General features: G+C 63.5%; 19 protein-coding genes and 1 pseudogene. 16 read left to right on the top strand and 4 right to left on the bottom strand.

Going from position 1 to position 25260, the window contains the following annotated elements; all coding sequences use genetic code 11:
* The first annotated feature begins 39 nt into the window (after window positions 1-39).
* The 7 genes from ACJJVR_RS02015 (at window position 40) to ACJJVR_RS01985 (ending at window position 9144) form a co-directional block, all read left to right on the top strand.
* Window positions 40-2340, top strand: a complete 2301-nt coding sequence (locus ACJJVR_RS02015) for a DUF4962 domain-containing protein (protein WP_405401826.1) — start codon at window positions 40-42, stop codon at window positions 2338-2340.
* Window positions 2341-2377: 37 nt separating this feature from the next.
* On the top strand, window positions 2378-2710 hold the full coding sequence (locus ACJJVR_RS02010) for a cupin domain-containing protein (RefSeq protein WP_405401824.1): 333 nt from the start codon (window positions 2378-2380) through the stop codon (window positions 2708-2710).
* Window positions 2711-2749: 39 nt separating this feature from the next.
* The gene (locus tag ACJJVR_RS02005) at window positions 2750-3631 is read left to right on the top strand and encodes an NAD(P)-dependent oxidoreductase (RefSeq protein WP_405401822.1); all 882 of its coding nucleotides are present in this window, start codon (window positions 2750-2752) and stop codon (window positions 3629-3631) included.
* A gap of 67 nt (window positions 3632-3698) precedes the next feature.
* The gene (locus ACJJVR_RS02000; RefSeq protein WP_405401820.1) at window positions 3699-4442 is read left to right on the top strand and encodes an SDR family NAD(P)-dependent oxidoreductase; all 744 of its coding nucleotides are present in this window, start codon (window positions 3699-3701) and stop codon (window positions 4440-4442) included.
* 159 nt (window positions 4443-4601) lie between these two features.
* A complete protein-coding gene (locus ACJJVR_RS01995) occupies window positions 4602-5729 on the top strand; it encodes a Gfo/Idh/MocA family protein (RefSeq protein WP_405401818.1) in 1128 nt (375 codons plus the stop codon).
* A gap of 52 nt (window positions 5730-5781) precedes the next feature.
* Entirely contained in the window at window positions 5782-7008 is a 1227-nt protein-coding gene (manD, locus tag ACJJVR_RS01990; protein ID WP_405401816.1) for a D-mannonate dehydratase ManD, read from the top strand.
* A 1185-nt stretch (window positions 7009-8193) separates the two neighbouring features.
* Entirely contained in the window at window positions 8194-9144 is a 951-nt protein-coding gene (locus ACJJVR_RS01985; protein ID WP_405401814.1) for a 2-hydroxyacid dehydrogenase, read from the top strand.
* Between the two features lie 602 nt (window positions 9145-9746).
* On the opposite strand, the pseudogene ACJJVR_RS01980 reads toward ACJJVR_RS01985, so the two are convergent.
* Window positions 9747-10615: pseudogene (locus ACJJVR_RS01980) on the bottom strand (IS5/IS1182 family transposase).
* Between the two features lie 166 nt (window positions 10616-10781).
* On the opposite strand from ACJJVR_RS01980, the gene ACJJVR_RS01975 reads away from it, so the two are divergent.
* Window positions 10782-10964 carry a hypothetical protein gene (locus ACJJVR_RS01975; protein WP_405401812.1) on the top strand — a complete coding sequence of 61 codons (183 nt, stop codon included), beginning with the start codon at window positions 10782-10784 and terminating at the stop codon, window positions 10962-10964.
* 922 nt (window positions 10965-11886) lie between these two features.
* Window positions 11887-12051 (top strand): hypothetical protein, encoded by a 165-nt coding sequence (locus ACJJVR_RS01970; protein ID WP_405401811.1) that lies wholly within the window; start codon window positions 11887-11889, stop codon window positions 12049-12051.
* Here the strand turns inward: ACJJVR_RS01970 and ACJJVR_RS01965 are convergent.
* Together ACJJVR_RS01965 and ACJJVR_RS01960 are read right to left on the bottom strand one after the other, a co-directional pair.
* Window positions 12048-14270: an NADP-dependent isocitrate dehydrogenase gene (locus ACJJVR_RS01965; protein ID WP_405401809.1), complete on the bottom strand. Its 2223-nt coding sequence runs from the start codon at window positions 14268-14270 to the stop codon at window positions 12048-12050. The two genes, ACJJVR_RS01970 and ACJJVR_RS01965, sit on opposite strands and share 4 nt — an antisense overlap.
* Before the next feature lie 72 nt (window positions 14271-14342).
* Entirely contained in the window at window positions 14343-15080 is a 738-nt protein-coding gene (locus tag ACJJVR_RS01960) for a FadR/GntR family transcriptional regulator (protein WP_405401807.1), read from the bottom strand.
* A 203-nt stretch (window positions 15081-15283) separates the two neighbouring features.
* Here ACJJVR_RS01960 and ACJJVR_RS01955 point away from each other — a divergent pair, with 203 nt between their 5' ends.
* From ACJJVR_RS01955 to ACJJVR_RS01930, 6 genes are all read left to right on the top strand, one after another.
* A complete protein-coding gene (locus ACJJVR_RS01955; RefSeq protein ID WP_405401805.1) occupies window positions 15284-16270 on the top strand; it encodes an ABC transporter substrate-binding protein in 987 nt (328 codons plus the stop codon).
* A 100-nt stretch (window positions 16271-16370) separates the two neighbouring features.
* A complete protein-coding gene (locus tag ACJJVR_RS01950) occupies window positions 16371-17183 on the top strand; it encodes an ABC transporter permease (RefSeq protein ID WP_405401803.1) in 813 nt (270 codons plus the stop codon).
* The gene (locus ACJJVR_RS01945) at window positions 17180-17995 is read left to right on the top strand and encodes an ABC transporter ATP-binding protein (RefSeq protein ID WP_405401801.1); all 816 of its coding nucleotides are present in this window, start codon (window positions 17180-17182) and stop codon (window positions 17993-17995) included. The genes ACJJVR_RS01950 and ACJJVR_RS01945 overlap by 4 nt, the downstream gene beginning before the upstream one ends.
* A 4-nt stretch (window positions 17996-17999) precedes the next feature.
* The gene (locus tag ACJJVR_RS01940; RefSeq protein ID WP_405401800.1) at window positions 18000-18752 is read left to right on the top strand and encodes an ABC transporter permease; all 753 of its coding nucleotides are present in this window, start codon (window positions 18000-18002) and stop codon (window positions 18750-18752) included.
* On the top strand, window positions 18752-19459 hold the full coding sequence (locus ACJJVR_RS01935; RefSeq protein ID WP_405401798.1) for a fumarylacetoacetate hydrolase family protein: 708 nt from the start codon (window positions 18752-18754) through the stop codon (window positions 19457-19459). Before ACJJVR_RS01940 ends, ACJJVR_RS01935 begins: the two co-directional genes overlap by 1 nt.
* An 850-nt stretch (window positions 19460-20309) precedes the next feature.
* Window positions 20310-21947 (top strand): hypothetical protein, encoded by a 1638-nt coding sequence (locus ACJJVR_RS01930; protein WP_405401797.1) that lies wholly within the window; start codon window positions 20310-20312, stop codon window positions 21945-21947.
* Between the two features lie 249 nt (window positions 21948-22196).
* Here the strand turns inward: ACJJVR_RS01930 and ACJJVR_RS01925 are convergent, their stop codons facing one another.
* Window positions 22197-23885: an alpha/beta hydrolase gene (locus ACJJVR_RS01925; RefSeq protein ID WP_405401796.1), complete on the bottom strand. Its 1689-nt coding sequence runs from the start codon at window positions 23883-23885 to the stop codon at window positions 22197-22199.
* Here ACJJVR_RS01925 and ACJJVR_RS01920 point away from each other — a divergent pair.
* Complete coding sequence (locus ACJJVR_RS01920; RefSeq protein WP_405401794.1) at window positions 23818-25200, top strand: alpha/beta hydrolase family esterase; 1383 nt, start codon at window positions 23818-23820, stop codon at window positions 25198-25200. The two genes, ACJJVR_RS01925 and ACJJVR_RS01920, sit on opposite strands and share 68 nt — an antisense overlap.
* The last annotated feature ends 60 nt before the right edge of the window (window positions 25201-25260 follow it).

The following is a 25260-nucleotide window of genomic DNA, read 5'->3' as shown; positions in this document are numbered from 1 at the left end:
CAAGAAGAAAGTTGTCTGATGCCCGGCAAGTCACTTCCCATGCTCGATGAGCCCAAGGCGGGACGCCTGACCATTCAGTACGGACCCGAACAGGGCGCCGATACCGTTGAAAACCCTCCGCGGTTCACGTGGCTGCCTGTCCTTGAGGATGAGGCTTCCTATGTGCTGCGCATCTCTCGGGATCCGGAATTTCCCGCCGACGGCACGATGCTGTTCGCGGACATTCCGGTGAACTTTTTTACCCCCGACAAGGCGCTGACGCCGGGTGCATATCATTGGTCATATGCCGTCTGCGAGCCGCAGACCGGCAAGCCGGTCACGACCTGGAGCCGTGCGCGCAGCTTTGTGGTTGGTGATGACCTGCCCGAGACGCCGCTTGCCGGACGTGCCGACCGCTTTGCCGATGCCCCGATAGGCCATCCGCGCCTGTGGCTGAACGCCGACCGGCTGGCCGAGTTCAAGCAGGCTGTGGCCGCTGATCCCGATCATTGTACCTGGTCCAGTTTCTACAGCAAATCGGTCCTGCCGTGGATGGACCGCAATGTCATGTCCGAGCCTGCGGGCTATCCGGACAACAAACGCACCGCGCCGGTGTGGCGCAAGACCTATATTGAGCTGCAGGAGGCGATCTATGCGGTTCGCCACCTGGCAATCGGCGGCAAGGTGACCGACGACGCCGAGATGCTGGCCCGTGCCAAGGCCTGGCTGCTGGAGATCGCCAGCTGGGACCCGATGGGGGTCACCTCGCGGGCCTATACGGACGAATGGGCATACCGTGTGACCAACGCCCTGGCGTGGGGCTATGACTGGTTGCACGACTTGCTGGACGATCAAGAGCGCAAGACCGTCCGCGCGGCGCTGCTGGAGCGGACCCGCGACATCGCCGACCATGCGATGGTCAACGCCAAGATCCACCTGTTCCCCTATGACAGCCACGCGGTCCGATCCGTTTCCCTGACGCTGGTGCCGGCCTGTATCGCCCTGCTGGGCGATGACGAGGATGACGAAGCCCGTGCGTGGCTGGATTACTGCATCGAATTCCTGTTCACCGTCTATTCCCCATGGGGCGACAGTGATGGCGGTTGGGCCGAGGGCACGAACTATTGGATGATGGGCATGGCCTATCTGATCGAGGCGGCCAACCGGTTGAAATCGTTCGCGGGCCTGGACCTGTACAAGCGGCCCTTCTTTCAGAACACCGGGGACTTTCCGTTGTTCTGCAAGGCGCCCAATACCCGCCGCGCTACCTTTGGCGATGACAGCACCCAAGGCGATCTGCCCTGCATCAAGACCGGCCTGAACATGCGCCAGTTCGCTGGCGTGACCGGGAACGGCGCCTATCAGTGGTATTGCGACGAAAACCTGCGCCTGAATCCGGGCACCGAGGGGGCGTTCTATAACTGGGGTTGGTGGGACACCAATTTCGACGAGCTGACGTTCCGCACCGATTTTCCGTTTGTGGACGCTTCTGCTCCCCAAGGGGGAATGCGTTGGTTCAAGGGAATTGGCTGGGTCGGCATCCAGCACGCGATGGATGATCCGGACAATCATATCCAGTTCGTGATGAAATCCAGCCGCTTTGGATCGGTCAGCCACAGCCATGGCGATCAGAATGCCTTTTGCATGGCGGGCTTTGGCGAGGATCTGGCGATCCAGTCGGGCTATTATGTGGCGTTCAATTCGACGATGCACCAGAACTGGCGGCGTCAGACGCGATCCAAGAACGCGATCCTGATCAACGGCAAGGGCCAGTACGCGGACAAGGACAAGGCCAAGGCGATGGCGGCGTCCGGTCGCATCGTCACGGCCGAAGACAGGGGCGATCACGTCTATATCAAGGGCGATGCGACGGCAGCCTATCGTTCGCTGTCGCCCGAAGTGACGCTGGCAGAGCGCGAGGTCTATTTCGTGCGCAACAGCTATTTCGTGATCGTCGACAGCGTCGATGCCGAAACGCCGGTCAGCGTGGACTGGTTGTTGCATGCGAACGGGCGTTACGACCTTGGCAGCAATTCGTTCCGATACAGCGGCGAACGTGCGGGGTTCTATGGCCAGGTGATCTGGTCCGAGGCCGGAAAGCCCACCTTGACGCAGGAAACCGGCTTTCCTGATGTCGACATGGCCGAAATCGAGGGCCTGCCCGTCAGCACCTGCCTGCATGCGCAATACCCGCTGGCCACACGTCACCGCATCGCCACGCTGCTGGTTCCCTATAGTCTGAAAGAACCAAAGCGGATCTTCCACTTTCTGGACGATCAGGGCTATGACGCCGATCTGTATTTCACCGACCCCGATGAGAACAGCTTCAGGGTCGTGATGAAAAAGCTGGCAAAGACGTGACCGTGATGCGTCGGGCGATATTTCCTGGAGAAGCAAGATGACTGTTAAGAACTATTTTCCCGCCACCGGAAACACGCTTGTCGACGTGGGGGGCGGGCTGACGCGCAAGGTCGCGGCCCATAATGACAACGTGATGTGCGTCGAGGTGCATTTCGAAACCGGGACCGTGGCCGCATTGCACAGTCATCCGCACGAACAGATCACCTATGTCATTTCCGGCAAATTCGCATTCACCGTGGGGACCGAAACCTACACGGTCTCGGCCGGGGACTCGCTCTACAAGCAACCGAATATCGAACATGGCGCGACCTGCCTGGAGGCAGGGACGCTGTTGGATATCTTTACGCCTCATCGTGCGGATTTCCTCTGAAACCGCAGTTCAAAACCACCAAATGGAGGAAACTCTGGCATGACTAAACCTGTTATCGGCTTCATCGGCCTTGGCCTCATGGGAAGCAACATGGTCGAAAACCTTCAAAAGAAGGGCTTTGATCTGATCGTCATGGATCTCAACAAGGATGCCGTGAGCGCGGTTCTTGCCCGTGGAAACGCCAAGGAGGCTTCGTCACCCAAGGAATTGGCCGCCGCGAGCGATATCGTGATGCTGTGCCTGACGACCTCCGAAGTTGTCGAGAAGGTCGTGTATGGCGATGACGGCATCCTGGCCGGCATCCGTGAAGGCGCGACGCTGATCGATTTCGGAACCTCGATCCCGGATTCCACCCGCAAGATCGGTGCCGCGATCGCCCAGAAGGGTGCCGGAATGATCGACGCCCCGCTTGGCCGCACCCCGGCCCACGCCAAGGACGGATTGCTGAACATCATGGCGGCCGGCGACGAAGCGACGTTCGCGAAAGTCCGGCCGGTTCTGGAAGAACAGGGCGAAAATGTCTATTATCTGGGCGCCCTTGGCGCAGGTCACACGACCAAGCTGATCAACAACTTCATGGGCATGACCACCGTGTGCGCCATGAGCCAGGCCTTTGCGGTTGCGGACCGAGCTGGCGTTGATCGCGCACAGCTGTTCGACATCATGTCCAGCGGCCCGTCGAATTCGCCGTTCATGGCGTTCTGCAAGAAATATGCCGTGGATGGTGTTAGTGATCTGGGGTTCTCGATCAACAACGCCAACAAGGATCTGGGCTATTTCCTCAAGATGACCGAAAGCCTGGGCACCCGCGCGATGATTGCGGAAGGTACTTCCAGCAACCTTCAGGCCGCCGTCGATGCAGGGCTTGGGAACGGCAACGTACCGGAAATATTTGACTATTTCCTTGGATTGAAGCGCTAGACACCGTGTTCGCGCGCCTTTCCCAAGGCGCGCGCGACAACCAGACAGCAGCAGGACAGAACGGCAAATGAAGCTTCAAGGAAAAACCGCGATCATCACCGGCGGCGGACGTGACATCGGTCGCGCCTGTGCCATGCGGATGGCACAGGAGGGCGCAAACGTTGCGATCAACTATTTCTCCAGCAGCGCCGGCGCAGATGAAGTGGTCGCTGCAATCCAGAACGCCGGCGGCCAGGCGTTTGCGTTGCAGGGCGATCTGAACAAGCAGGAAGACGTCGATGCGCTGGTACAGAAGACCGTCGACCAGTTTGGCGGGGTCGATGTCCTTGTGAACAATTCCGGCGGCCTGATTGCGCGCAAAACCATTGCCGAAATGTCGCTGGATCACTGGCGGTCGGTGATGGACCTGAACCTGACCAGCACCTTCATGATGATCAAGGCGTGCCTGCCGCACATGACGTCAGGTGCCATCGTGAACATGGCCAGCCAGGCCGGCCGTGACGGCGGCGGACCGGGCGCGGTGGCCTATGCGGCCTCCAAGGGTGCCGTGATGACCATGACGCGCGGGCTGGCCAAGGAACTGGGGCCGAACATCCGCGCCAACGCCCTGTGCGCGGGCATGATCGATACCGATTTCCACAATGTGTTCACCAAGGACGAGGCCCGTCGCAACCTTGAGAAAACCGCGCCAGCGCGTCGGCAGGGGACGCCCGAAGATATCGCGAACCTGGTTCTGTTCCTGGCCTGTGACGACTCGTCGTTCATCACCGGGGTGAACGTCGACATCAACGGCGGAATGCTGTTCAGCTAAGCGTCCCGCACAACAAGGGGTCGCATCGCATGTCCATGATCGGCGATGCGATCCGATGCGAACACCGCTCTGCATCCAGATCGGCGCAGCCAACAGTCCCGATGCCCGAACGATTTCGGGCGTCAGGATGGCCCCCATCAGGCAATTGAGGAACACGGAATGAAGGTCTTGATCGCGGGTACTGGCTTTGCCGGAGAGGGACATGCCGAGGCCTTTCGTGCTGCAGGCTGCGATGTCGTCGGGATTGTCGGCCGCACGCCGAAGGTCGTTCAGGACGTCGCTGCCAAGATGGCCATCCCCTATGCTGGCACCGACTGGCAGCAGGCATTGCAGGATTGTCAGCCTGACATCGTGTCCATTGCGACGCCGGGCGGGGCCCACTTTGAACAGATCCGGCAGTCCATCGCTGCTGGCTGCCATGTCTTTTGCGACAAGCCCATGACCACAAGTGGCGACACGGCGACAGAACTGTACCGCATGGCGCAGGCGAAAGCTGTCCGAACGGCCTATGCCGCCAGCTTTCGCTATACGCCAAGCGTTCTGCATGCCCGCAAGCTGGTGGCCGAGGGTGTGATCGGCGAACCGGTCGAGGTGGAGTGCATGTCGCACTTCAACTTGGAGCGAGACATTCCGTTTGGCTGGTCGCATCGCGCGGACGATGGTGGCGGGCGGTTGAACAACAACTTTACCCATACCCTTTCCATCGTGTCCTCGGTCGTCGGAGACGAGATCCTGTCGATCAGCGGAGAGGTGCGTGACGACCTTGGTCGCGCGCCCATCGTCGAAGGCGTGCACAATTTCGCGTCCCGCCGGAATTTCATTCCAAAAGACCTGAGCGACCCCGACCTTCGTTGGGGAGAGAGCGATGTCGAATGGTCCTATACCGTCCTGGCCCGCATCCGCAGTCAGCTTGCCAAACAGCCGGTTTCGGTGCTTTTCAAGCATGGTGGACTGGTCCCGCGCTTTCACGATGATCATATCGTCTTTTACGGGCGCGATGGCGCGATCTTTCTGAAGGGCCATTACGGTAGCGGGCCGCTGTTTCTCTGGGATAAGACCGCAGGCTGGCAGGAACAGACCTTGCCGGCCGAAATCGCAGCTGCTGTGCCCGACGTGGCCGGCGATACCGAGCAATGCTGGCACTATCTTGCCCGAGAGTTCGTCAAGGATATACGCGGCGAAGCGGTCGAACCCTATCCGACCTTCCGCGAGGGTGCCCTGTATCAGAACCTGATCGACGTGATCCGTCGCAACGACCACGCGACGGCTGTGACACCGCTCGACTAGTCGTGTCGGGTGCCTCTGCCTGCGAAAACCCCTTGAACCGAAAGCACAGAACATGAAGATCACCGATGCAAAGGTTTTCGTCGGCGGACCGGGAAAGAACTATGTCACGCTGAAGATCATGACCGATCAGGGTGGCTATGGCCTGGGCGACGCCACGCTGAACAATCGCGAGACGCTGCCTGCCGCCTATCTGCGCGACTATCTGGTGCCCAATCTGATCGGGATGGATCCGCGCAACAGCGAGGATATCTGGCAGTTCTTTTATCGCGGAGCCTATTTTCGGCGCGGTCCGATCGCCATGGCCGCATTCGGCGCGATCGACATGGCCCTGTGGGATATCAAGGGCAAGCTTGCCAACATGCCGTTGTATCAACTGTTTGGTGGCAAAAGCCGCGATAGTGCAATGGTCTATGCCCATGCGACGGGCACCGATCTGGAAGACCTGATGGCGTCCATCACGCGTTATGTCGATCAGGGATACGAGGCCGTTCGCGTTCAATGCGGCATTCCCGGAATGCCCGGTTCGGGCTATGCCGTGCCCGAGGAAAAGGGTGCAAAGCGCGATTACATAACCGATTTTTCCGGCGTTCGGCCCAAGGTGGAAATCTGGGATAGCGAGCGTTACATGCGGTTCATGCCTGATGCGCTGATGGCGATCCGCGAGCGATTTGGGCCAGACCTGAAGATTCTGCACGATGTGCATCACCGTCTTACGCCTCGCGAAGCTGCGGCGTTTGCCAAGGCGGTCGAGCCTGCCCGGCTGTTCTGGCTGGAGGATCCTACGCCTGCCGAAGATCAGGGTGCCCTGCGCCTGCTGCGCCAGCATTCGACCGTGCCGGTGGCCATCGGAGAGGTGTTCAATTCGATCTGGGACTGTCAAAAGCTGATCGAGGAAGAGCTGATCGACTTTATTCGCGTGGCGGTCACGTATGTCGGTGGTATCACCCATGCCAAGCGGATTGTCGAACTGGCGGCATTGCACCATGTCCGCACCGGGTTTCATGGCGCACCCAGCCATTCGCCGATCTGCATGGCGGCGCAGGCGCACCTGAATGTATGGGCTCCGAATTTCGGCATTCAGGAGTATCTGGTTCTTGGTACCGACGAATGCGACGCATTGTTTCCGTCAGATCATCGGATGGAGCGGGGTCGGTTCCATGTCAGCGAGGCGCCGGGATTGGGCGTTGATTTCGACGAGTCCCAGGCCGAGCGGTACAGCTTTCAGCCGGGCAGTCATCCGGTTGCACGGTTGGAAGACGGGACGATGTGGAATTACTGAGGCGCGCTTGTGAATCGACATTGAAAAGAGCATTGCCGAACTTTCGATGGTCCAGAATCCGGATCGTCGTTTCGCTGTGCGTCTACTGGCCCATCAGGCCCTGAAACCAGCCTGCGCGGATTTGCTATGACCGTCGTCTACCTTGATCTTTGACACGACAATTCGGGTATTTCGGCTTTTCGATGGCAACGGGCCTACTGCGCCGCCGGGATGATGCGCGGTGATCTGGACCGCGGCATGTCCCTCGCTTGGGCAGCGATTGCTTTGACATGTTGCCTTCGGCGGCTGTGCAAGACGCGCGTGCCCGACCCGCATCTTGCATGGAAGAATGCCAAGCGGCGAGAGAACGACATTCACCCCTGCGCATGATCGGCTGGACAGTATACTCAGCGCGGCGGGGCGTCTGCTCTTATGGTGCCAGCAACCATTGCAAAGAGACGATGGGCACGACACAGCCCACTCTCCACAGATCCATCCGATTGGCCGGCTTGGGGAACACCAGGCCCGTCAGGCCGCCCTGCCTGAGCAGCAGAGGGGATGACCCTGATCATTTCATGGGAAAGCCGATGTCCGACATGCTTGGCGTGTCGCTCCATGTTGGCAGCGGCACCTGACATAAGAACATGCGGCCACCGGCGCGCGGCTCAAGATAATCGCACCAGATCGCAGCAGTATTCCCAAAGTGGCTGTGACCAACCCGGCTGTCCATATGCGCAGGCTGCATCGCCGAACCCCGTTGGCGATCTCGTGGAACGCGACAGGAAAGGAGTGACCGGGTCATTGGCCCATATGGGTCGAGCCTGATCAAGGACTGTCGCCAGCGATGGGCGGTTGTCGGGGGCTGTCGCATGCTGTTCAGCGCGATGCGATTGCAGGCGCTGTGCGATGCTGCATGGCCTGCGCAGGGTAGGGTTGGGCGCGTTGCTGTTCGCCACGATCGTGGACGCCGTGACCAAACCGGGGCTGTCGTTGCCTGGCGGCCTGAACCGGACGATGATGGTGGGCAGCATCGATGCGCCTTGCGGACACCACCATGGGGCAGGGCGCATCAGGCACCCGGCAGATACGGATATCAGGGGCCGTTGATCCGCGCGCATGTGCGGGCGCGTCGGACAGGTGGCGGTTGACTGCGGGGTGGTGCATGGTGGGTCACAACGCCGTTCGAAACGCCAGAAAGTGATCCCGATGAAGCCCGACGTCCTGATGTTGTCCCCCACGCGACCTGCCGCACAAAGCCGCCTGGAGGAGTTGTTTACCCTGCACCGCATGGATCTGGCACAGGACAAGCCCGCCTTTCTGGCGCGCCACGGTGCCACCTGTCGGGGCATGGTCGCGACGGGTCACATCACGGTCGATGCCGGTCTGTTGGACCAGTTGCCCGCGCTGGAGATCATCAGCTGTGGATCGGCGGGGTACGACGCATTCGATGTCGATGCCATCGCCCGGCGGGGGATCGCGCTGACCAATGCCTCTCCGGCGCTGGCGCAGGAGGTGGCGGACATGGCCCTGCTGCTGGCGCAGGTGGGATGGCGCAATGTGGTCGCCGCGGATGCATGGGTGCGCAGTGGAGACTGGGCGCGCAAGGGCGCGTTTCCCCTGCAGCGTAGTTTCCGGGGGCGCAGGCTGGGCGTTGTCGGCATGGGCACCATCGGGCACCAGATTGCCGACCTGGCCACTGCACAGGGATTGCAGGTGACATACTGGAACCGCCGTGAGAAAGACACGGGCTATCCCTTTCAGCCCGACCTGGAACAGCTGGCGCGCGACAGCGATATCCTGATCGCCATCGTCGCCGGAGGTCCGGACACGCAGGGCCTCATTTCCGACCGCGTTCTGCGGGCGCTTGGACCCGAGGGGTTGTTCGTCAACGTCGCTCGCGGATCTGTCATGGACGAACCCGCGTTGATCGCCGCGCTGCAGGATGGCGGCCTTGGCGGTGCCGCGCTGGACGTGTTCTGGTCCGAACCCAACCCCGATCCGCGGTTGATCGCGTTGCACAATGTCATCCTGTCGCCCCATCAGGGGTCCGGCACGGTCCAGACGCGCGACGCGATGGCATCGCTGGTTGTCGATAACCTTCAGGCGCACTTCACCGGACAGCCGCTGATAAGTGCGGTGGACCTGACACGGTCATAGCGCCGGGCCACTGGATTTGAGGGCCTGCGCGTCAGTCAGGCCCGGCCCTGATCGATCGGCGGTTTGTTCCGGCTGACCGCGGCGCCGATCGCTTGCGGTGGCGCCACGCATCAACGGGGATCGCACCGACAGTCGGCCCGAAGGTCCGCAGCAGCCCCAAGCGATAAAGCGCCGCAGCGCGGCCTTGCGGGCACCACGCAAAGCGCACCCTGAAGGATGCGCGGTGCACGGGCCGGAACCAGCCACGGTCAAGCAGGCGCGCCATGCCATCGTCAGCCCTCCGGTCCGTCTAGGAACTGCAATGGCGCTTCGGGTGCTCGGCGCCTGCCGGGTCTCCATCAGGACGGGGGCGGGGCGCGCGCCCCGCTCAGTCCAGGGCGCAACCATTGCGACAGAAGCCGGCTTCAGGGCCGATGGCCGCGATGGTGCCGGCCAGTTCCCCGGTCCAGCGCGTCAGCACCTCTGGCTCACGGGCCGCCCGCGCCTTTCTTAAGATCCTCCCGTGCTTGCGGATCGCAGGTCTCTCCGGCGAGACGCCCAGTCCGACAAACAGCTCTATCCCACAGCCGCCCCGATGGATCCGCGACAGGACTGGCGCCAGATCACCCACAGTATGGCAATGCTGAAGGGCAGGTCGCGGCACAGGCCCGGTGACACGGCCAGAACAGGACGGTCCCGGCCAATACGATTGCGGAAAGGTATGTCTCTGGGCACCTGTCGTAACGCGTGGCGACGCGTTTGCAGTCCTTCAGGTCGTCAAACATGACCTCGATACGATTGCGCCGTCAGAAGCAGCGTTGTCGTCTTAGGGGGCATATGGAACCTGCTGCCCGGGATGAAGGCGTGTATCCCTCTGTACTACAATGCTTTTAGCCGCCAGCTAGCACCACGCCCCCGGTCCGCCAGAAACCAATCGGCCGGTGGCCGGTTGCCCAACAGCGCCGCCGCGCGGGTATGATCGCTGACCTGCTCTGACGATACGAAAACGGTAATAGGCTGGCGTTCCGCAGTGGCGACGGCGTGCAGCTTTAAGTGTCGTTCTTGGGCGACACCATCCGCCAGGCGGTGTCTGCTGCCCCCCAACCCACGTGTTCGACCGATCCGGCGACCGCCCCTCTTTCACACACAAACTGCGAGCCATGCGATGCGCCGTCAGAGACGTGGCATCGATCATGATCGTCTTTGGATCGGCATTCACGGCAGCAAGGCCGACCATGACCCGCGCAAAGGCACCGCCATCACTCCAGCGATAGCAGAGGGCCTTCGCCGGCCCGTATTCCCCGTCCGGGCATTCACTCGAACCAATGTCGGTCATGCCCTCGCCGTCGCACCATCGCAAACCGTTGCGATCAGTACCGATCATACCGCTCAACACCCGCAATTCATCGACACACGAACCACCATGACTGTTGGGAAAGATCGGACGCAGGCGATCCGTCTGCGCCCTTGTCGGCCATAACAGAGTGCCCACCGATCAGGTCTCCCCGCGGGGCCTGAACCAACCGAAACGCACGAAATCAATGGGGATGGGGCCTGGCCCTTGTCCAGCCGACGCCTGCCATTTCAGTGGACGGACGACGGATCGGCAGCGCAGCAAGCAGCCATGCTGCCAAGTCTCAAGATGCCGGCACGTGGTCATGAAACAACCGGACTTTGCGCTGTGGATTGGTGTCGTAAGCCATATCAATGAATGCGGACAGATCACCGCAATTACGGTCATGGTGCTTGCCACATTGGACATTGTGTTTCGTCCGGAGGCGCTGGCCGCCCGGTCCTTGCGACCAACGCCATCGGTATGGCGATTATCGCGCTGGCGGTGATCGGGTTAGGTCATATCGGCGTTGGTGCGGAACTCTGCCTTCGGCAGTTTTTGCGTGGTTGGTCTGGTAGACTATCGTTTTGGGAATGACGAACTCCGATACCGCGCGCCACCGCAGGACGAACTAGGGGGGGGTGCGATGACGTCCTGATACGGCGCCGGGCGTCTCTGCCGCGCGCTGGCGTTCTCCGCCGCCGGCTTCACATCCGCCTGATGACGACGGTGCTGTTCAGCCAGCCGACCGAATGGAACCGGCCATGAAAACGCCACCGGTTCGCATGGCCACGGCCTACTGTCCTGCATTTTGCAGGTGACAGTGCTTTACCAGCCGGTGCCGGACTTTTCCAAGTCGCGTGCCGTAGGCAGGGGAAATTGGCTGCGCAGATCCTCCGCCAACGCGGTCCGGGTTCGCTGAACCTGCCGATCGACAGCACCGGGATCAAGTTCCGGAGGGGGGTAAGAGGGGCCGCGGCTCCAAGGACCCCGCGCCAGCCCGATGCCGCGAGGGGGGAAGGCGCCTTCGACACCAAGCGGCGCCATGCCGCACTTCTGAACGGCGGTAGGACGGTGATCACACCCATGCGCAGAACCGGGCGTCTTTGAACGCAAAGACGCGGCCGCTCGTGCCCGCCACGACATCCTCCGTGCAACCAGACGCTTTGGACGTGCCGACGGAAAGCACGGGTCAAGCCACAGCGCTCAGCCCCTTCGCACTCATGGACCGCTCCGACGTATTCGGCGACGCCGAGGTCGAACACGCGCCCCGTGGATCACCGCCTCCTGCAGCAATACCGGTCATATCTACCTGCAGGTGGAACGTTGCATTGTATTAGCCGATGCATGGCACGATCGGAACGCGCGCCGCGCCGGCGCACCATGGCGTGCAGAATGACGATGGCCGCGATCAGGGTCGCAATCGGGTGATGAGCCAACGGATCGTGGCAATGTGGATCGTGGAGAAGCGCGGACGCCACGACTCGATCACGGCGTTTTGGGGGCGCATCGTGCTGACCAAGGGACTGCACGATGATCGATGCGAGGGGTGGGATGGCGCGCGGATCAGAACCGCGCGCCATCAGGGGCCTTAGCCCAGGATACGGTTCAGCGTGGCCGAAGGACGCATGACCGCAGCGACCTTTTCGGGATCCGCGTGGTAATACCCGCCCAGATCGACGGGACGACCGCGACCCGCGCGCAGTTCGGCCACGATCTGCTCCTCCAGTTCGGTCAGATCGCGGGCGATGGGGCGGAATTCTTCGGCCAGTTCGGCATCGGAATTCTGCTGGGCCAGCGCCTGCGCCCAGTACATCGCAAAGTAATAGTGGCTGTCGCGGTTGTCCGGGTCACCCGCCTTGCGACCGGGAGAGCGTTCGTGGTCCAGAACGCCCTGGGTCGCGGCCTCGACCGCGGCGGCCAGGGTGCGGGCCTTTTCGTTGCCCGTGGCCTCGGCCAGAAAGTTCAGGCTCTCGCCAAGGGCGCAGAACTCTCCCAGGCTGTCCCACCGCAGGTGGTTCTCCTCGGCCAGCTGCTGCACGTGCTTGGGGGCCGAACCGCCGGCACCCGTCTCGAACATGCCGCCGCCCTGCATCAGCTTGACGATCGACAGCATCTTGGCCGAGGTGCCCAGCTCCAAAATCGGGAACAGGTCGGTCAGATAGTCGCGCAGCACGTTGCCCGTGACCGCGATGGTGTCGCGACCTGCGCGGATCGTCTCGAAGGACAGGCGCGTGGCTTCGCGCGGGGCCAGAATCTCGAACCGGTCGGCGACGCCCGCCGCATCCAGCATCGGCTGGACATAGGCCAGCAGCTCGCGGTCATGGGCGCGATCACGGTCCAGCCAGAACACCGCCTTGCAGCCTTCCAGGCGCTGGCGGTCAATGGCCAGGCGCACCCAATCCTCGATCGCGGCCTGACGGGTCGAACACAGGCGCCAGATGTCGCCCTTGTCCACCGCATGGCTGTGCAGTTCGTCGCCATTGGCGGCGGTGACGGTGACGGTACCGGCATGCGCAATTTCGAACGTGGTCGGGTGCGATCCGTATTCCTCGGCCTTCTGGGCCATCAGTCCGACGTTCTGGACGGTACCTGCGGTGCGCGGGTCCAGCGCTCCGGTTTCCTTGAAATACTTTACACTCTCGTCATAGACATCCGCATAGGACGTGTCGGGGATGACGCAGTTCGTGTCGGCCTCGGCCCCGTCGGGACCCCAGCCCTTGCCCCCCGCCCGCAGCAGCGCCGGGATCGACGCGTCGATGATCACGTCGGACGGCACGTGCAGGTTGGTGATGCCCTTGTCGGAATTCACCATGTACAGCGGCGGCCGCTGCGCCATCACCTCGTCGATTTCGGCGCGGATCGCATCGCCGTCAGGCATCTGCGCCACGCGAGCCAGCACGGTGCCCAGACCGCCATTGGGGTCGGCACCTGCCGCGGCCAGCGCCGCACCATGGCGTTCGAACACCGGCGCCAGCCAGGTGCGCACGACATGGCCAAAGATGATCGGATCAGAGATCTTCATCATCGTGGCCTTGAGGTGGACCGAGAACAGCGTCCCTTCGGCCTGCGTCGCCTCGATCTCTGCCTCCAGGAAACGTGTCAGCTGGGCAACCGACAGAAAGCTGGCATCGACCACGGCACCCGCGGGCAGGTCCGGGCCGTCCTTCAGCACGGTCACCTGGCCGTCCGTGCCGGTCAGCTGGATGCGCACGGGGCCCGCTTGTTCGGCCGTCAGCGTCACCGATGTCTCGTTGCGGCGGAAATCACCTGCGGGCATCGACGACACGCGGGTCTTGCTGTCGGGGGACCACTTGCCCATCGAATGGGGGTGCGCCATGGCATAGTTCTTGACCGCACGCGCAGCGCGGCGATCCGAATTGCCCTCACGCAGGACGGGGTTCACGGCCGACCCTTTCAGGGCGTCGTAACGGGCGCGGATATCGGCCTCGGCGTCGTTTGCGGGATCGACCGGATAGTCGGGCAGATCAAAGCCCTGCGCCTGCAATTCCTTGATCGCGCCCACCAGCTGCGGCACCGAGGCCGAGATGTTGGGCAGCTTGATGACGTTGGCGGCAGGCGTCTTGACCCATGCGCCAAGGCCCGCCAGATCGTCCGACTGCGCCTGTTCCGGGGTCAGACGTTCGGGAAATGCCGCGATGATGCGGCCTGCCAGTGAGATGTCGCGCGTCGCCACGGTGATTCCGGCCGCATCCGCAAAACGGCGGATGATCGGCAGCAACGATGCCGAGGCCAGGTCAGGCGCCTCGTCGACCTTGGTGTAAATGATCTGGGGTGTGTCGTGTTCGGACATGGTCAGTTGATCCTCGTTCTTATGCGCGGGATTGTGCGTCGTGTCGGGGGGAAATGTCCACCATCTGACCCGCTATTCCGGGTGGATCGCGGGGCCGCGCGGATCGATCAGCTTTTTCTGGACGGTGCGCAGATGCTGATGCATCGCCTCGGCAGCGTCCGTCAGGTCACGTTGGGCGATCGCGGCGGCGATCCGGTCGTGTTCCGCAAAGGAATGGTGGTCGTCTGGCGGCCGCTGCCGCCCCGACCGCAGCGCCCCCCACACGACCGCGCGACGCACCGCGTTCAGCGCGTCGAACATCGCCAGCAGCAATCGGTTCCCGGTCGCCTGCGCGATCAGGCGGTGGAATTCGTTGTCCGCGGTTTCGTACTGACGCCATGTCTGGGCGCTGCGGGTGCGCAGGATGCACGCGTTCATGGCCTCGATGTGGTCATGGGTGGCGTTCAGCGCGGCCTCGCGGGCCAGCATGGGCTCGATCAGCAGACGTGCGCGCATCACCTCGGCGGGATTGGTCACGCGGTCGATCTCGGACAGGCTCATGACCTCGACACGGCGCGACCCGATAAAGGTGCCCTTGCCGACATGCCGCCAGACCTGGCCCTCGGCCTCCAGCGTGGCCAGGGCCTTGCGCAACTCTCCGCGCGACACGCCCAGAATTTCCGACAGGTCACGCTCGGGGGGCAGGCGGGTGCCGGGCGCGAAATCGTGGCGCATCAGCCAGGCGCGCAACTGCACCAGCGTCGCCTGCCGCGAGCCGCCGTCATCGTCGGGTACCGGATATCCGGCAAGGGGGTCGGGGCTGCCACGCACGATTATGATCCGTAACCAATTCTTTGTTCGGTCAAATTATGCCAGAATTGGTTCGTGGTCAATTGCTTATCGGCACCAGCAAATGCTGTAAAAAATAACTATTCATCGCTGTTGACCAATTAACCAATCGGGTGTCATGATCAAACCAATCGAGGCGCATTCAGGATTCGAGCGCAGATTACCGCTTTGGGAGGAGCGTCGACATGAGGGGAATGAGGACACTGACAGGGCCGATTACGGCCTGGGTTGCGGGCGGCACGATGGCGGTCGCGTTGGCCACCGGGGCTGCGGCACAGACGCCGATGCGGGTCGCAATGGGCGACATCGCCTCGGTCGAGACCCTGGGCCTGCTGATCGCGATGGAGCGCACCAAGGAACGCGGCGTGCCCATGGACATCACCTTTTTCAACTCCGAGGACGTGGCCACGCAGGCTGTCGTCGGCGGACAGGCCGATATCGGCGTGGGGGCGCCCTATGCGTTCATCCAGAACTCCAAGGCGCCGATCCGCATGTTCTATCGCATGAGCACGCTGCAGTTCTTTCCGGTCGTCAACACCGAGTTCTATTCCGACTGGTCCGACCTGGACGGACAGGAGGTCACGGTCCATTCGCGCGGATCGGGCACCGAGGCACTGATGCGCCTGATGGAGAGCCAGCACGGCATCGAATATTCCGCCGTCAGCTATGTCCCCGGATCCGAGGTCCGCGCAGGCGCCATGCTGCAAGGTGCGGTCAAGGCGACGATCGTGGATTCCTCGGGCTTTCGCCTGCTGACCGAGCAGGGCGACGGCAAATTCGAACGCCTGCCGCTGGACGGCGTGAACGCAACCGACGAGGCGCTGTACGGCAACGAAGCGTTCCTGAACGAACGCGAGGCCGACATGGCCATCTTTGTCGAGGAACTGCTGCGCACCTGGGCCGAGATCAACGAGACGCCCACCGTCGTGGCCGACCTGCGCGCCCAGTACGACCTGCTGCCGGACCTGCCCGAACAGGCCGTGGCTGAGATCACCCCCTATTTCGAGGGCGCGGTGAACGACGGCATGCTGCCGACGACCGGCGGCGCCCCCGGTGATGTCACGGACGATCTGACCTTTCTGGCCGCCGCGGGCCAGGTTCAGGCGCCGGATGCCGACCTCGACCCCGGCCAGTACTGGGATTTCGACCTGCTGAGCGCGGCCCGCAACTGATGGGCGACCTGCGGGCGGCATCCCTGTGCGGATGCCGCCACCCCCTGATCCGCAATCCGGCGGGCAGGGGTCGTATCCCGCCTTGGGGGGCCATGTATTCATGACATCAGCCAACATCACCGCGTCGCTGCCACCGGCTCAGGCCGGCCTGGGCCTGCGCCTGTGGCAATCCGGCCTGCAATGGAAGATCCTGTCGGTCGCCGTCTTTGCCCTGATCTGGGAGATCACCGCCAGATCGGGCTTCAACTTTGCCTTTCCCACCTTCACCGCGACGATGGTCGCCCTGTGGTCGATGATCGCGGACGGAACGATGGGCGCGGCCTATCTGCGCACGATGGAGCCGTTGCTGATCGGTCTGACCATTTCCCTGACCGTGGGGATCAGCGCCGGCGTGGGCATGGGCCTGCGCCAGAGTGTCGAATGGATCACGCTGCCCGTGGTCATCGTCATGCAGGCCGCCCCCATGGCGGCGCTGATCCCGCTGGTCACCTTTGTCTATGGCATCGGGCTGACGTCCAAGGTGCTGGCGGTGGTGATGCTGTCGATGCCGGTCATCGCCATGAACAGCTACAAGGCCGTGCGCAACGTGCCGCCGTCGATGGTGGCGATGTGCGCGTCGTTCACCGGCAGCCGGACACAGCAGGTCACCCAGATCATCCTGCCCGCCGCCAGCCCGATGATGTTCGCGGGCCTGCGCCTTGGCGTGGCCGAAGGGTTTTCGGGCGCGGTCCTGGCCGAGTTGCTGATCACGCCCACGGGCATCGGCGATCTGATCACGTTCCACCGGTCGGTCGCCAACTTTGCCCACATGTATGCCACGATCGTGTCGATCGTGCTGTTCGCCATCCTTGCCGTCAGCTCGCTCCAGTGGGTCGAGGCCAAACTGTTCCGTCCCGAAAGAAGGGGGTCATGATGCAGCAATACGCCATGCCGACGAACGCCACCCGCGTCACCCAAGGGTCCGTGCGCGATCCGATCGTCGAGATCCGCGGGATCTCCAAGAAATACGGCAGCTCGGTCACCGCGCTGCAGAACATCGATCTGTCGTTCGAACGCGGCCACCTGACCAGCCTGCTGGGCCCGTCGGGTTGCGGCAAGACCACGCTGCTCAAGATCGTGGCGGGCCTGCTGGAGCCGACATCGGGGCAGATCCTGGTCAACGGCAAGCCGGTGACGGGGCCGGGCCGGGAACGCGCCTTTGTGTTTCAGGATTTTGCCCTGATGCCGTGGGCCAGCGTTCTGGACAACGCGGCATTCGGCCTGAAGATGCAGGGCGTGGCCAAGCGTGAGCGCGAACAGCGCGCCCGCCATTACATCGCCGAGGTCGGCCTGTCGGGGTTCGAGTCAAAATACCCGCACGAACTGTCGGGCGGTATGCGCCAGCGGGTGGGCCTGGCCCGCGCCCTGGCGGTCGATGCCGACATCCTGCTGATGGACGAGCCGTTTTCGGCCGTGGACGAACAGACCCGGCGCAAGTTCCAGGAGGACCTGATGCGCCTGCGCGAGGTCGAGAACAAGACCTTCCTGTTCGTGACCCATTCCATCGAGGAGGCGGTCTATGTCTCGGACCGCATCGTGATGCTGTCGCCGCGCCCCGGCCGCATCTCCGAGATCATCGACCCGCAGATCCGCGCCGGGATCACCCCCGACGAGCTGCGCCGCGACGAGGCCTATCTGGACACGGTCGAGCGCATCTGGACCAGCATCAAGCAATACGTGGAGTAGCGCGATGACCATTTACGGATACCACATCCCCAAGATGGCATCGCTGCTGATCTGGGTGATCCTGTGGGAGATCATCGGCCGGTTCGATCTGGTCCTGCTGTTCCCTCCCTTTTCCGAGGTGCTGGCCGCCATGACAGAGGTCGTGACATCGCGCAGCTTTGGCGAGGCGATGCGCATCACGCTGTTGTCCTATTTCTCGGGCATCGGGCTGGCGCTGGTGGTGGGGGTTCCCCTGGGTTTCCTGATGGGGCTGGTCCCTGCCGCCGACCGGATGCTGAACATGTGGGTCAACACCTTCCTGTCCGCACCGCTGTCGGCGCTGGTCCCGGTGTTCATGATCCTGTTCGGTCTGGGCACGCCCACGGTCATTGTCACCGTGTTCATGTTCGCGGTCTGGATCATCGTCCTGGACACCCGCGCGGGCGTCCAGCACATCACGCCCTCGCTGATTGAGATGGCCGACAGCTTTCAGGCCACCCGGACCGAACGCATGCGCATGATGGTCCTGTCGGCCCTGCCAGAGATCCTGGCCGGGGTCCGGCTTGGCATGGTGCGCGGCGTCAAGGGCGTCGTCATCGGCCAGCTGCTGGTGTCCATCATCGGGGTGGGGGCGCTGTTCTCGCTCTACCAGCAGAATTTCCTGATGGCCCATTTCTGGGCGCTGGTCGTCATTCTCTTTACCTGCGCGCTGACCCTTGCCGAAGGGGTCGCGCGCCTTGAAAAACGTGTTCAATACTACGCAGGAGTCAGAAACTGATGCCAAACGATCTTTACCAACCGACCGATTACGTGATCGCCCCCGCACCCCCCGCGACCCTGCCGGTCGACGGCAGCGACCAGCGCTTTCCCGTCAACCGGGTGTTCTGCATCGGCCGCAACTATGCCGCCCACGCGGTCGAGATGGGTCATGACCCCGACCGCGAGCCGCCGTTCTTTTTCTTCAAGAGCCCGTCGAACCTGACATCGGATGGGACCTTTCCCTATCCGACCCTGACATCGGATGTGCACCACGAGATCGAGCTGGTCGTGGCGTTGTCCCAGGGCGGCATCGACATCCCCGCCGATCAGGCGCTGGACCATGTCTGGGGCTATGGCGTGGGTCTGGACATGACCCGTCGCGACCTGCAGGGCGAGGCGAAAAAGATGGGCCGCCCGTGGGAGGTCGGCAAGAGCTTTGAGAAATCGGGTCCCTGTGGGCCGCTGGTGCCGGCATCCCGGATCGGCCACCCCGATGCCGGGGCGGTCACGCTGGACGTCAACGGCGAACGCCGCCAGACCGGCGATTTGAACCAGATGATCTGGAAGATCCCCGAAATGATTGCCGAACTGTCGCGCTATTTCGACCTGCAGCCCGGCGACGTGATCATGACCGGCACCCCCGCCGGCGTCGGCGCGATTTCCCGGGGCGATGTGATGGACGCTCATATCGAAGGCGTCGGATCCATCAACGTCAAGGTCGTCTGATCGCCGTGCCGCCCCGCATCAGGGGCGGCACGTTTTTCCCATGGTCGCCGAGACCCCGCCGACAGGGCGATACGTGGCAAGAACCAGGCGCGCACGGTGCGTTCGTGACGCCGTCTGCCGCGGGACCGGGGCTGAAACGCGCAATGTGCCCCCGGACCCGGTTCCGGATTTGTCGGCCCACCGCCATGGGCGACGACACATGGCCCGACGTGGGTCCGGGATGGACAGTTCCGGCATGACAACGCGATGATGTCCGCCGTTGGGCAATCATCGGGATGACAAAGTCCATGGCCGCTGTCGAATGCCATGAGGGTGACAGGCCCGACATGCGCCCACGACCCACGATGGATGGCAAGGCCGGACAGCACCGATATCTGGCGGCTGAACCGTCTAATCCCACGTTCAATCCGTACGGGCTGCGCCACAGTTGTGGGGCAACGCTGACATCTGCACGAAAACGGTTGCGACCGGCCCGGTTGTAAAGCGGTTAGAGGGGACATCCTGACGCGATATGCCCGCTGAAATCGGGGCACGGCCAGACGCATCCCGCGCGATCGTGATCGACCCGTTGATCGCCACGGCACGGCGGCCATGCGCGCTGTTGGAACACCGTCGCGCCATCGAAGCGCGGCCATCTGATAGCGCACAGCCAATCCTAAAAATATTGCGTTATCAAATTTATAGCCGGGAAAGATGATGGACGGGCGCCCTATCTGACGGGGTTCTCCCGGCACCATGGCGCCGCGATGTGCAGGCCACCCTGCACCCATTGAAAAACCTTGTCTCAAGGCTGGCCACGCTGTTAGAAATTTTGTGTTCCGCATGCCGGGAACGCGTGAAAGGGCCCGTGATGAAAAGACGTTCCGTACTGATGCTTGGTGCCGCCTTTGGGCTGCAGGTGGCCATCGGGCTGCCGCGTCTGGCGCGGGCGGCGACGGGTACTGACGTCGGCGGTATTGCCGTGGGGCTTTCGGGTATCTCTGACTGGGGTGCCTCGCAGCCATTCATCGATGTCATGCGCCACAGCCGTGAATGGATGGGCCGGTCCGAGGCCGAGTTCGTGTCCCACACCAATGCCGAACTGCGCGATGGCGGGCATCTGGACGCCGACGGCTGGCCGGTCAGCATCCCCGCCGGGGCCACGGCCGTGGGCACGATCATCCTGTGCGATCTGGCCGCCGACGATACCAGCCTGAACGGCCATTACCGCATGACCTGGGACGGTACCGCCGATGTCCGCATCAACGGGACCGGCACGAACGTGACCACCGGACCGGGATGGGCGGAATTCGACTATGTCGCTTCGGACACGGGGATCGTGGCAATCGATATCGTCGATCAGGACGCCACCGACCCCGCGCGCAATTTCCGCTGTATTCATCAGGTCTTGCAGGCCGATTATGACGCAGGCCAGATCTTTCGGCCCGAATGGCTGGCGCTGATCGGCGGATTCCGGGTGATCCGGTTCATGGACTGGATGGCCACGAACGACAGCACGCTGGCCGAATGGGACGACCGGCCCCGCCTGACCTCGGCCACCTGGACCCTGGGTGTTCCGGTCGAGGTGATGGTGACGCTGGCCAACCAGCTGGGCATCGATCCGTGGTTCTGCTTTCCGCATCTTGCCACCGACGACCACATGACCCAGTTTGCCACGCTGGTCCGCGACAGCCTGGATCCGGGCCTGACCGCCTGGTACGAATTTTCGAACGAGGTCTGGAATTTCCAGTTCGGCCAGACCCAATGGGCGCTGCAGCAGGCCGAGGCGCAATGGCCGGGCCAAGGCGACGGCTGGATGCAGGTTTACGGTGGCCGGGCGGCGCAGATGGCGATGCTGCTGGACGAGGTCTATGCCGATGCGCCCGACCGGCTGCGCAAGGTCATCACCGCCCATACCGCCTGGATCGACCTGAACCATGCCATGCTGGACGCGCCCCTGTGGGTCGAGGGCGGTCAGGACCGCCGCGCACCCAAGACCTATTTCGACGCCTATGCGGTGACCGGATATTTCGACGGCGGCATCGGACGCCCCGCGAATGTCGCGCAGGTACGGTCCTGGCGCGACATGGGCGATGCCGCCGCGTTCGACCTGATGGCCGAACAGGTTGCCGAAGGACGCCACATCGCGGGCGAAGAGGGCGGCACCACCATCGCCACGCTGGAGGAGGTCTGGGCCGCCCAGAACGCCATCGCGCAAGAGGCCGGCCTGTCGCTGGTCATGTACGAAGGTGGCAGCCACATCGTCCCCGACCGCGCCGCCATCGATGAAGACCCCGACCTGTTCGATTTCATCGAGCGGTTTCACTATTCGGACCAGATGGCGGGCCTGTACCAGCGCGCCATCGATGGGTTCGCTCAGGCGGGCGGCGCGTTCTTCAACGCGTTCGTCGAAGTGTCGGGCCCCGGTCCGGCGGGGTTCTGGGGTGCGCGGCGTCACGTCGGGGATGACAACCCGCGCTGGCGCGCCATCGCGGACCGCCGCGCCTGACGCGACAACGATCCGTCGCTGTCGAACGCAGGCGTCCAACCGATGCGGCGCATGGTCATGCGCACTGCATCGCCGTCAATGCCTTTCCAAATGCTTGGGCCATGATGCATCACCTTGGGTGACGTGCCATTCCGGTGCCGCCACCACCATGCGGTACAGAGCCAAGGCTGGCATTTATGCCAATCGCGTCCAAATGGCTCTCGCACCGGGGTGCGGGCGGGCGTCGCGCAGGTCGATTGACCCGTTCGGTCAGCTGGAGCTGCCGGGCTGGGTCGTCATTGCCTGCTGGCGTGTCAGGAAATGCTGGCGCAGGGCCTGCAGCCGTTCGGGGGTCCAGCCGGGCGGGTCGGTGATGGCCAGCCAGGGATCGATGTGGTCGACATGGGCATAGACGTGGCCATGCCCGATCGGCACCTCCAGCGCGATGGCCATGTCAAAGGCCAGCTGCAGCAGCGTGATGATGGGATACCAACGCAGGTCGGGCGACACTTCGGGGGCGCGAGGGGTGGCCAGCCATTCCGGCGGGCGGATCGCGCTGTCCGACCGAAAGAACACGATCGGGTCGCTGCCGTATTGCAGGAACACGATCCGCACGTCTCCCCATGGGCCGTCCTGGTGCACCGACCGGCGGCCATCGGTGAAACGCACCACCTCTCCGGTGGTCAGATGGGGCAGCCAGGCCGTCGAACCGGGGTCGCGTTCGGCGGTCAGGGTCTGCCACAGCTGGCTGACAAAGGGCGGCCCGACCCACAGCGCCCCGTCGATGGGCTGGTCCAGCATCTCGTGCAGGCGCAACGACTGCTGCGAGCTGTGCGCGCCCAGACTGAGGCCGTACAGATACAGCCGGGGCCGCGTCTCTTCTGGCAGTTGCTGCCAGTGACGGTGGACCGCTCCGAACAGGGCGCGTCCGGCGTCCGCGGCCTGTTCTGGCTGCACCAGCAGGGAAATCCAGCTTTGCAGATAGGAATACTGCAACGCCACGGTGGCTACGTCGCCGTGGTTCAGATGCTCCAGCGGTTCGATCGCGGCGGGATCCATCCAGCCGGTGCCGGTGGGCATGGCCACGACCAGCGTGCTGCGGTCGAACCCGCCCGCGCGGTCCAGTTCGCGCACCGCCAGATCGGCACGTTCGGCCAGCGTGTCCGCCGCATTCAGGCCGACATAGACGCGCAGCGGCTGGCGTGCGGGCTGTCCCGTAACGCTGGCGATGGCCTGCGGGTCGGGGGTGGTGGCCACGAAATTACGTCCCTCGCGGCCCAGATCCTGCCAGGCGATCAGGGACGCGGCGCTGCCGGTCTGCCAGGGCTGGTCGGGCGCAATCTGTTCAGCGGGGATCAGGTCGTCCAGCGCCTGCGCCGATCCGTCGATACTGGAGACGACATTGCGCACCAGCACGCCGCTGAACACCTGATAGGTCAGCAGGATCGTCAGCAGCATGCCCACCACCCGTGCCTGCCTGCGCGGCAGGATCTGCGCGATCCGCGCGCTGACATAGCGGCCAAGCGCCACCAGCAGTTTTCCCACGATCAACAGCACCGATGCGACCGCCGTGCCCAGACCGGCCACCACGAACGGGGCCACGCCCTCGGCCGGGGCCAGGGCCATGGCGGCGCGGATGTCGTTCTGCCATTCGGCCGACCGGATCAGGAACACCGTCACGATCACCAGCGCGACCGCGCCCATTGCGGGTACCAGCAGGCGGGCCTGTCGGTCTGTCAGACGCGGCAGCTGCAGATAGCGCCACAGCGTTCCCGCCAGCACCGCCACGCCGTAACCCGCGGCAAAGCAGAACCCCGCCAGAATGCCCTGGATCTGGGGACTGCGCGGGATCAGGCTGGGCGTCAGCGACCCGGCCACGAACAGCGATCCGATGACCAGGCCCACACCCGAGGTGCGCCGGTCCAGCCAATCAAGGATCGTCAGCATCGTGGCCGTCATCGGCGGGACCTTTTGTTGCGGTGCGCCGGGTTGTGGGGCGTTTGACGCCAAAATGTCAAACACTGCACCAATGGGCAAGCGTACGCGCACCCATCGGCGTGTCATGGCTGCCATGTCGCGCCCGGCCATTGTTCCGCTTGCCCGATGTCGCGGCGCATGCGACGCAGATGGCGACCTGCAACCGAAAACGGCCCACATTATCGTGACCAAGCGCCCAAGAACCCGGATCGGAACCCCCCGGCGCAAATCCGGCGCCAGCGTCATGGCGGGCATGATGGGCGCGTTCATGAAATCGGCGACCAGGGCGATGACACAGGCAGCCACCGCCGCCGCAAAGCCACCCCGACCCGCGTCCAAACCCAAAGTCGTCCGATCCAAGCCTGTCAACAGACCCCGTTCCCCCGTCATCCCGCAAGCCGCACGGTTTGATGCCGGAACCCATGCCTGCGTCTTTGGGACGCGCAGCTATCGCATCTATCTGCCATCGGCGATAGCGGCGGGGCGTCCGCTGCCGATGCCGATGCTGATGATGTTGCATGGGTGCGGGCAGACGCCCGAGGACTTCGCAAAAGGCACCGGCATGAATGCGCTTGCCGAACAGGCGGGTGTCATTGTCGTCTATCCTGCGCAGCCGCGCGAGGCGCACCCCAACCGCTGCTGGAACTGGTTCCGCCCCGGGGATCAGGACCGCGATGGTGGTGAACCCGCGCTGTTGGCCAGCCTGACGCGCGAACTGCTGGTGCGCCATGGTGTGGACCCGGCCCGGGTCTATGTCGCGGGCCTGTCGGCGGGGGCGTCGACCGCAATGCTGCTGGCGCATGCCTATCCCGACCTGTTCGCCGCCGTCGGATGTCATTCCGGCCTGCCACCGGCGGCTGCGGGTGACAAGACGTCGGCCATCATCGCAATGAAACAGGGCAGTCCGGGCCGACGCCTGATCACGCCCGTTCCCACGATCATCTTTCATGGCGGTGATGACCGCGTCGTGGCACCCCGCAACGGGCGGTTCGTGGCGATCCGTGCCATCGAAACATTCGCCAGCCTGCGCACGGTCGAAACGACGCGTACCGTTCCGGGCGGACGCACCTATGTCCGAACCACGCATCGCGCGGGTCAGGGTCGGCCTTTGATCGAACATTGGCTGGTCAAAGGCGCGGGTCACGCATGGTCGGGTGGGTCGCGTTCGGGCCGGTTCGTCGATCCGGGCGGGCCGGACGCATCGGCGCAGATGCTGCGGTTTTTCCTGCGCCACAGGACGACGCGCCTGATGCGGACGCTGTCACCAGAGCAACAGGGCCGACCGACCGGCACATGACGCCGGCAAACCGAAAACCGGTATTTCTGCGGGGCAACCCGTTTGGTCGGTTCCGCAATC

Source organism: Paracoccus sp. Ld10, assembly GCF_045064235.1.
Classification (GTDB): domain Bacteria; phylum Pseudomonadota; class Alphaproteobacteria; order Rhodobacterales; family Rhodobacteraceae; genus Paracoccus.
The sequence above is the reverse complement of the archived record's forward strand: the minus strand, read 5'-3'. Positions and strand labels throughout refer to the sequence as shown.

Coding starts and splice junctions, on each gene's coding strand:
- ACJJVR_RS02015 (WP_405401826.1), top strand. CDS start 40: ATGCTCGATGAGCCCAAGGCGGGACGCCTGACCATTCAGTACGGACCC.
- ACJJVR_RS02010 (WP_405401824.1), top strand. CDS start 2,378: ATGACTGTTAAGAACTATTTTCCCGCCACCGGAAACACGCTTGTCGAC.
- ACJJVR_RS02005 (WP_405401822.1), top strand. CDS start 2,750: ATGACTAAACCTGTTATCGGCTTCATCGGCCTTGGCCTCATGGGAAGC.
- ACJJVR_RS02000 (WP_405401820.1), top strand. CDS start 3,699: ATGAAGCTTCAAGGAAAAACCGCGATCATCACCGGCGGCGGACGTGAC.
- ACJJVR_RS01995 (WP_405401818.1), top strand. CDS start 4,602: ATGAAGGTCTTGATCGCGGGTACTGGCTTTGCCGGAGAGGGACATGCC.
- manD (WP_405401816.1), top strand. CDS start 5,782: ATGAAGATCACCGATGCAAAGGTTTTCGTCGGCGGACCGGGAAAGAAC.
- ACJJVR_RS01985 (WP_405401814.1), top strand. CDS start 8,194: ATGAAGCCCGACGTCCTGATGTTGTCCCCCACGCGACCTGCCGCACAA.
- ACJJVR_RS01975 (WP_405401812.1), top strand. CDS start 10,782: ATGAAACAACCGGACTTTGCGCTGTGGATTGGTGTCGTAAGCCATATC.
- ACJJVR_RS01970 (WP_405401811.1), top strand. CDS start 11,887: ATGAGCCAACGGATCGTGGCAATGTGGATCGTGGAGAAGCGCGGACGC.
- ACJJVR_RS01965 (WP_405401809.1), bottom strand. CDS start 14,270: ATGTCCGAACACGACACACCCCAGATCATTTACACCAAGGTCGACGAG.
- ACJJVR_RS01955 (WP_405401805.1), top strand. CDS start 15,284: ATGAGGGGAATGAGGACACTGACAGGGCCGATTACGGCCTGGGTTGCG.
- ACJJVR_RS01950 (WP_405401803.1), top strand. CDS start 16,371: ATGACATCAGCCAACATCACCGCGTCGCTGCCACCGGCTCAGGCCGGC.
- ACJJVR_RS01945 (WP_405401801.1), top strand. CDS start 17,180: ATGATGCAGCAATACGCCATGCCGACGAACGCCACCCGCGTCACCCAA.
- ACJJVR_RS01940 (WP_405401800.1), top strand. CDS start 18,000: ATGACCATTTACGGATACCACATCCCCAAGATGGCATCGCTGCTGATC.
- ACJJVR_RS01935 (WP_405401798.1), top strand. CDS start 18,752: ATGCCAAACGATCTTTACCAACCGACCGATTACGTGATCGCCCCCGCA.
- ACJJVR_RS01930 (WP_405401797.1), top strand. CDS start 20,310: ATGAAAAGACGTTCCGTACTGATGCTTGGTGCCGCCTTTGGGCTGCAG.
- ACJJVR_RS01920 (WP_405401794.1), top strand. CDS start 23,818: ATGACCAGGCCCACACCCGAGGTGCGCCGGTCCAGCCAATCAAGGATC.
- ACJJVR_RS01925 (WP_405401796.1), bottom strand. CDS start 23,885: ATGACGGCCACGATGCTGACGATCCTTGATTGGCTGGACCGGCGCACC.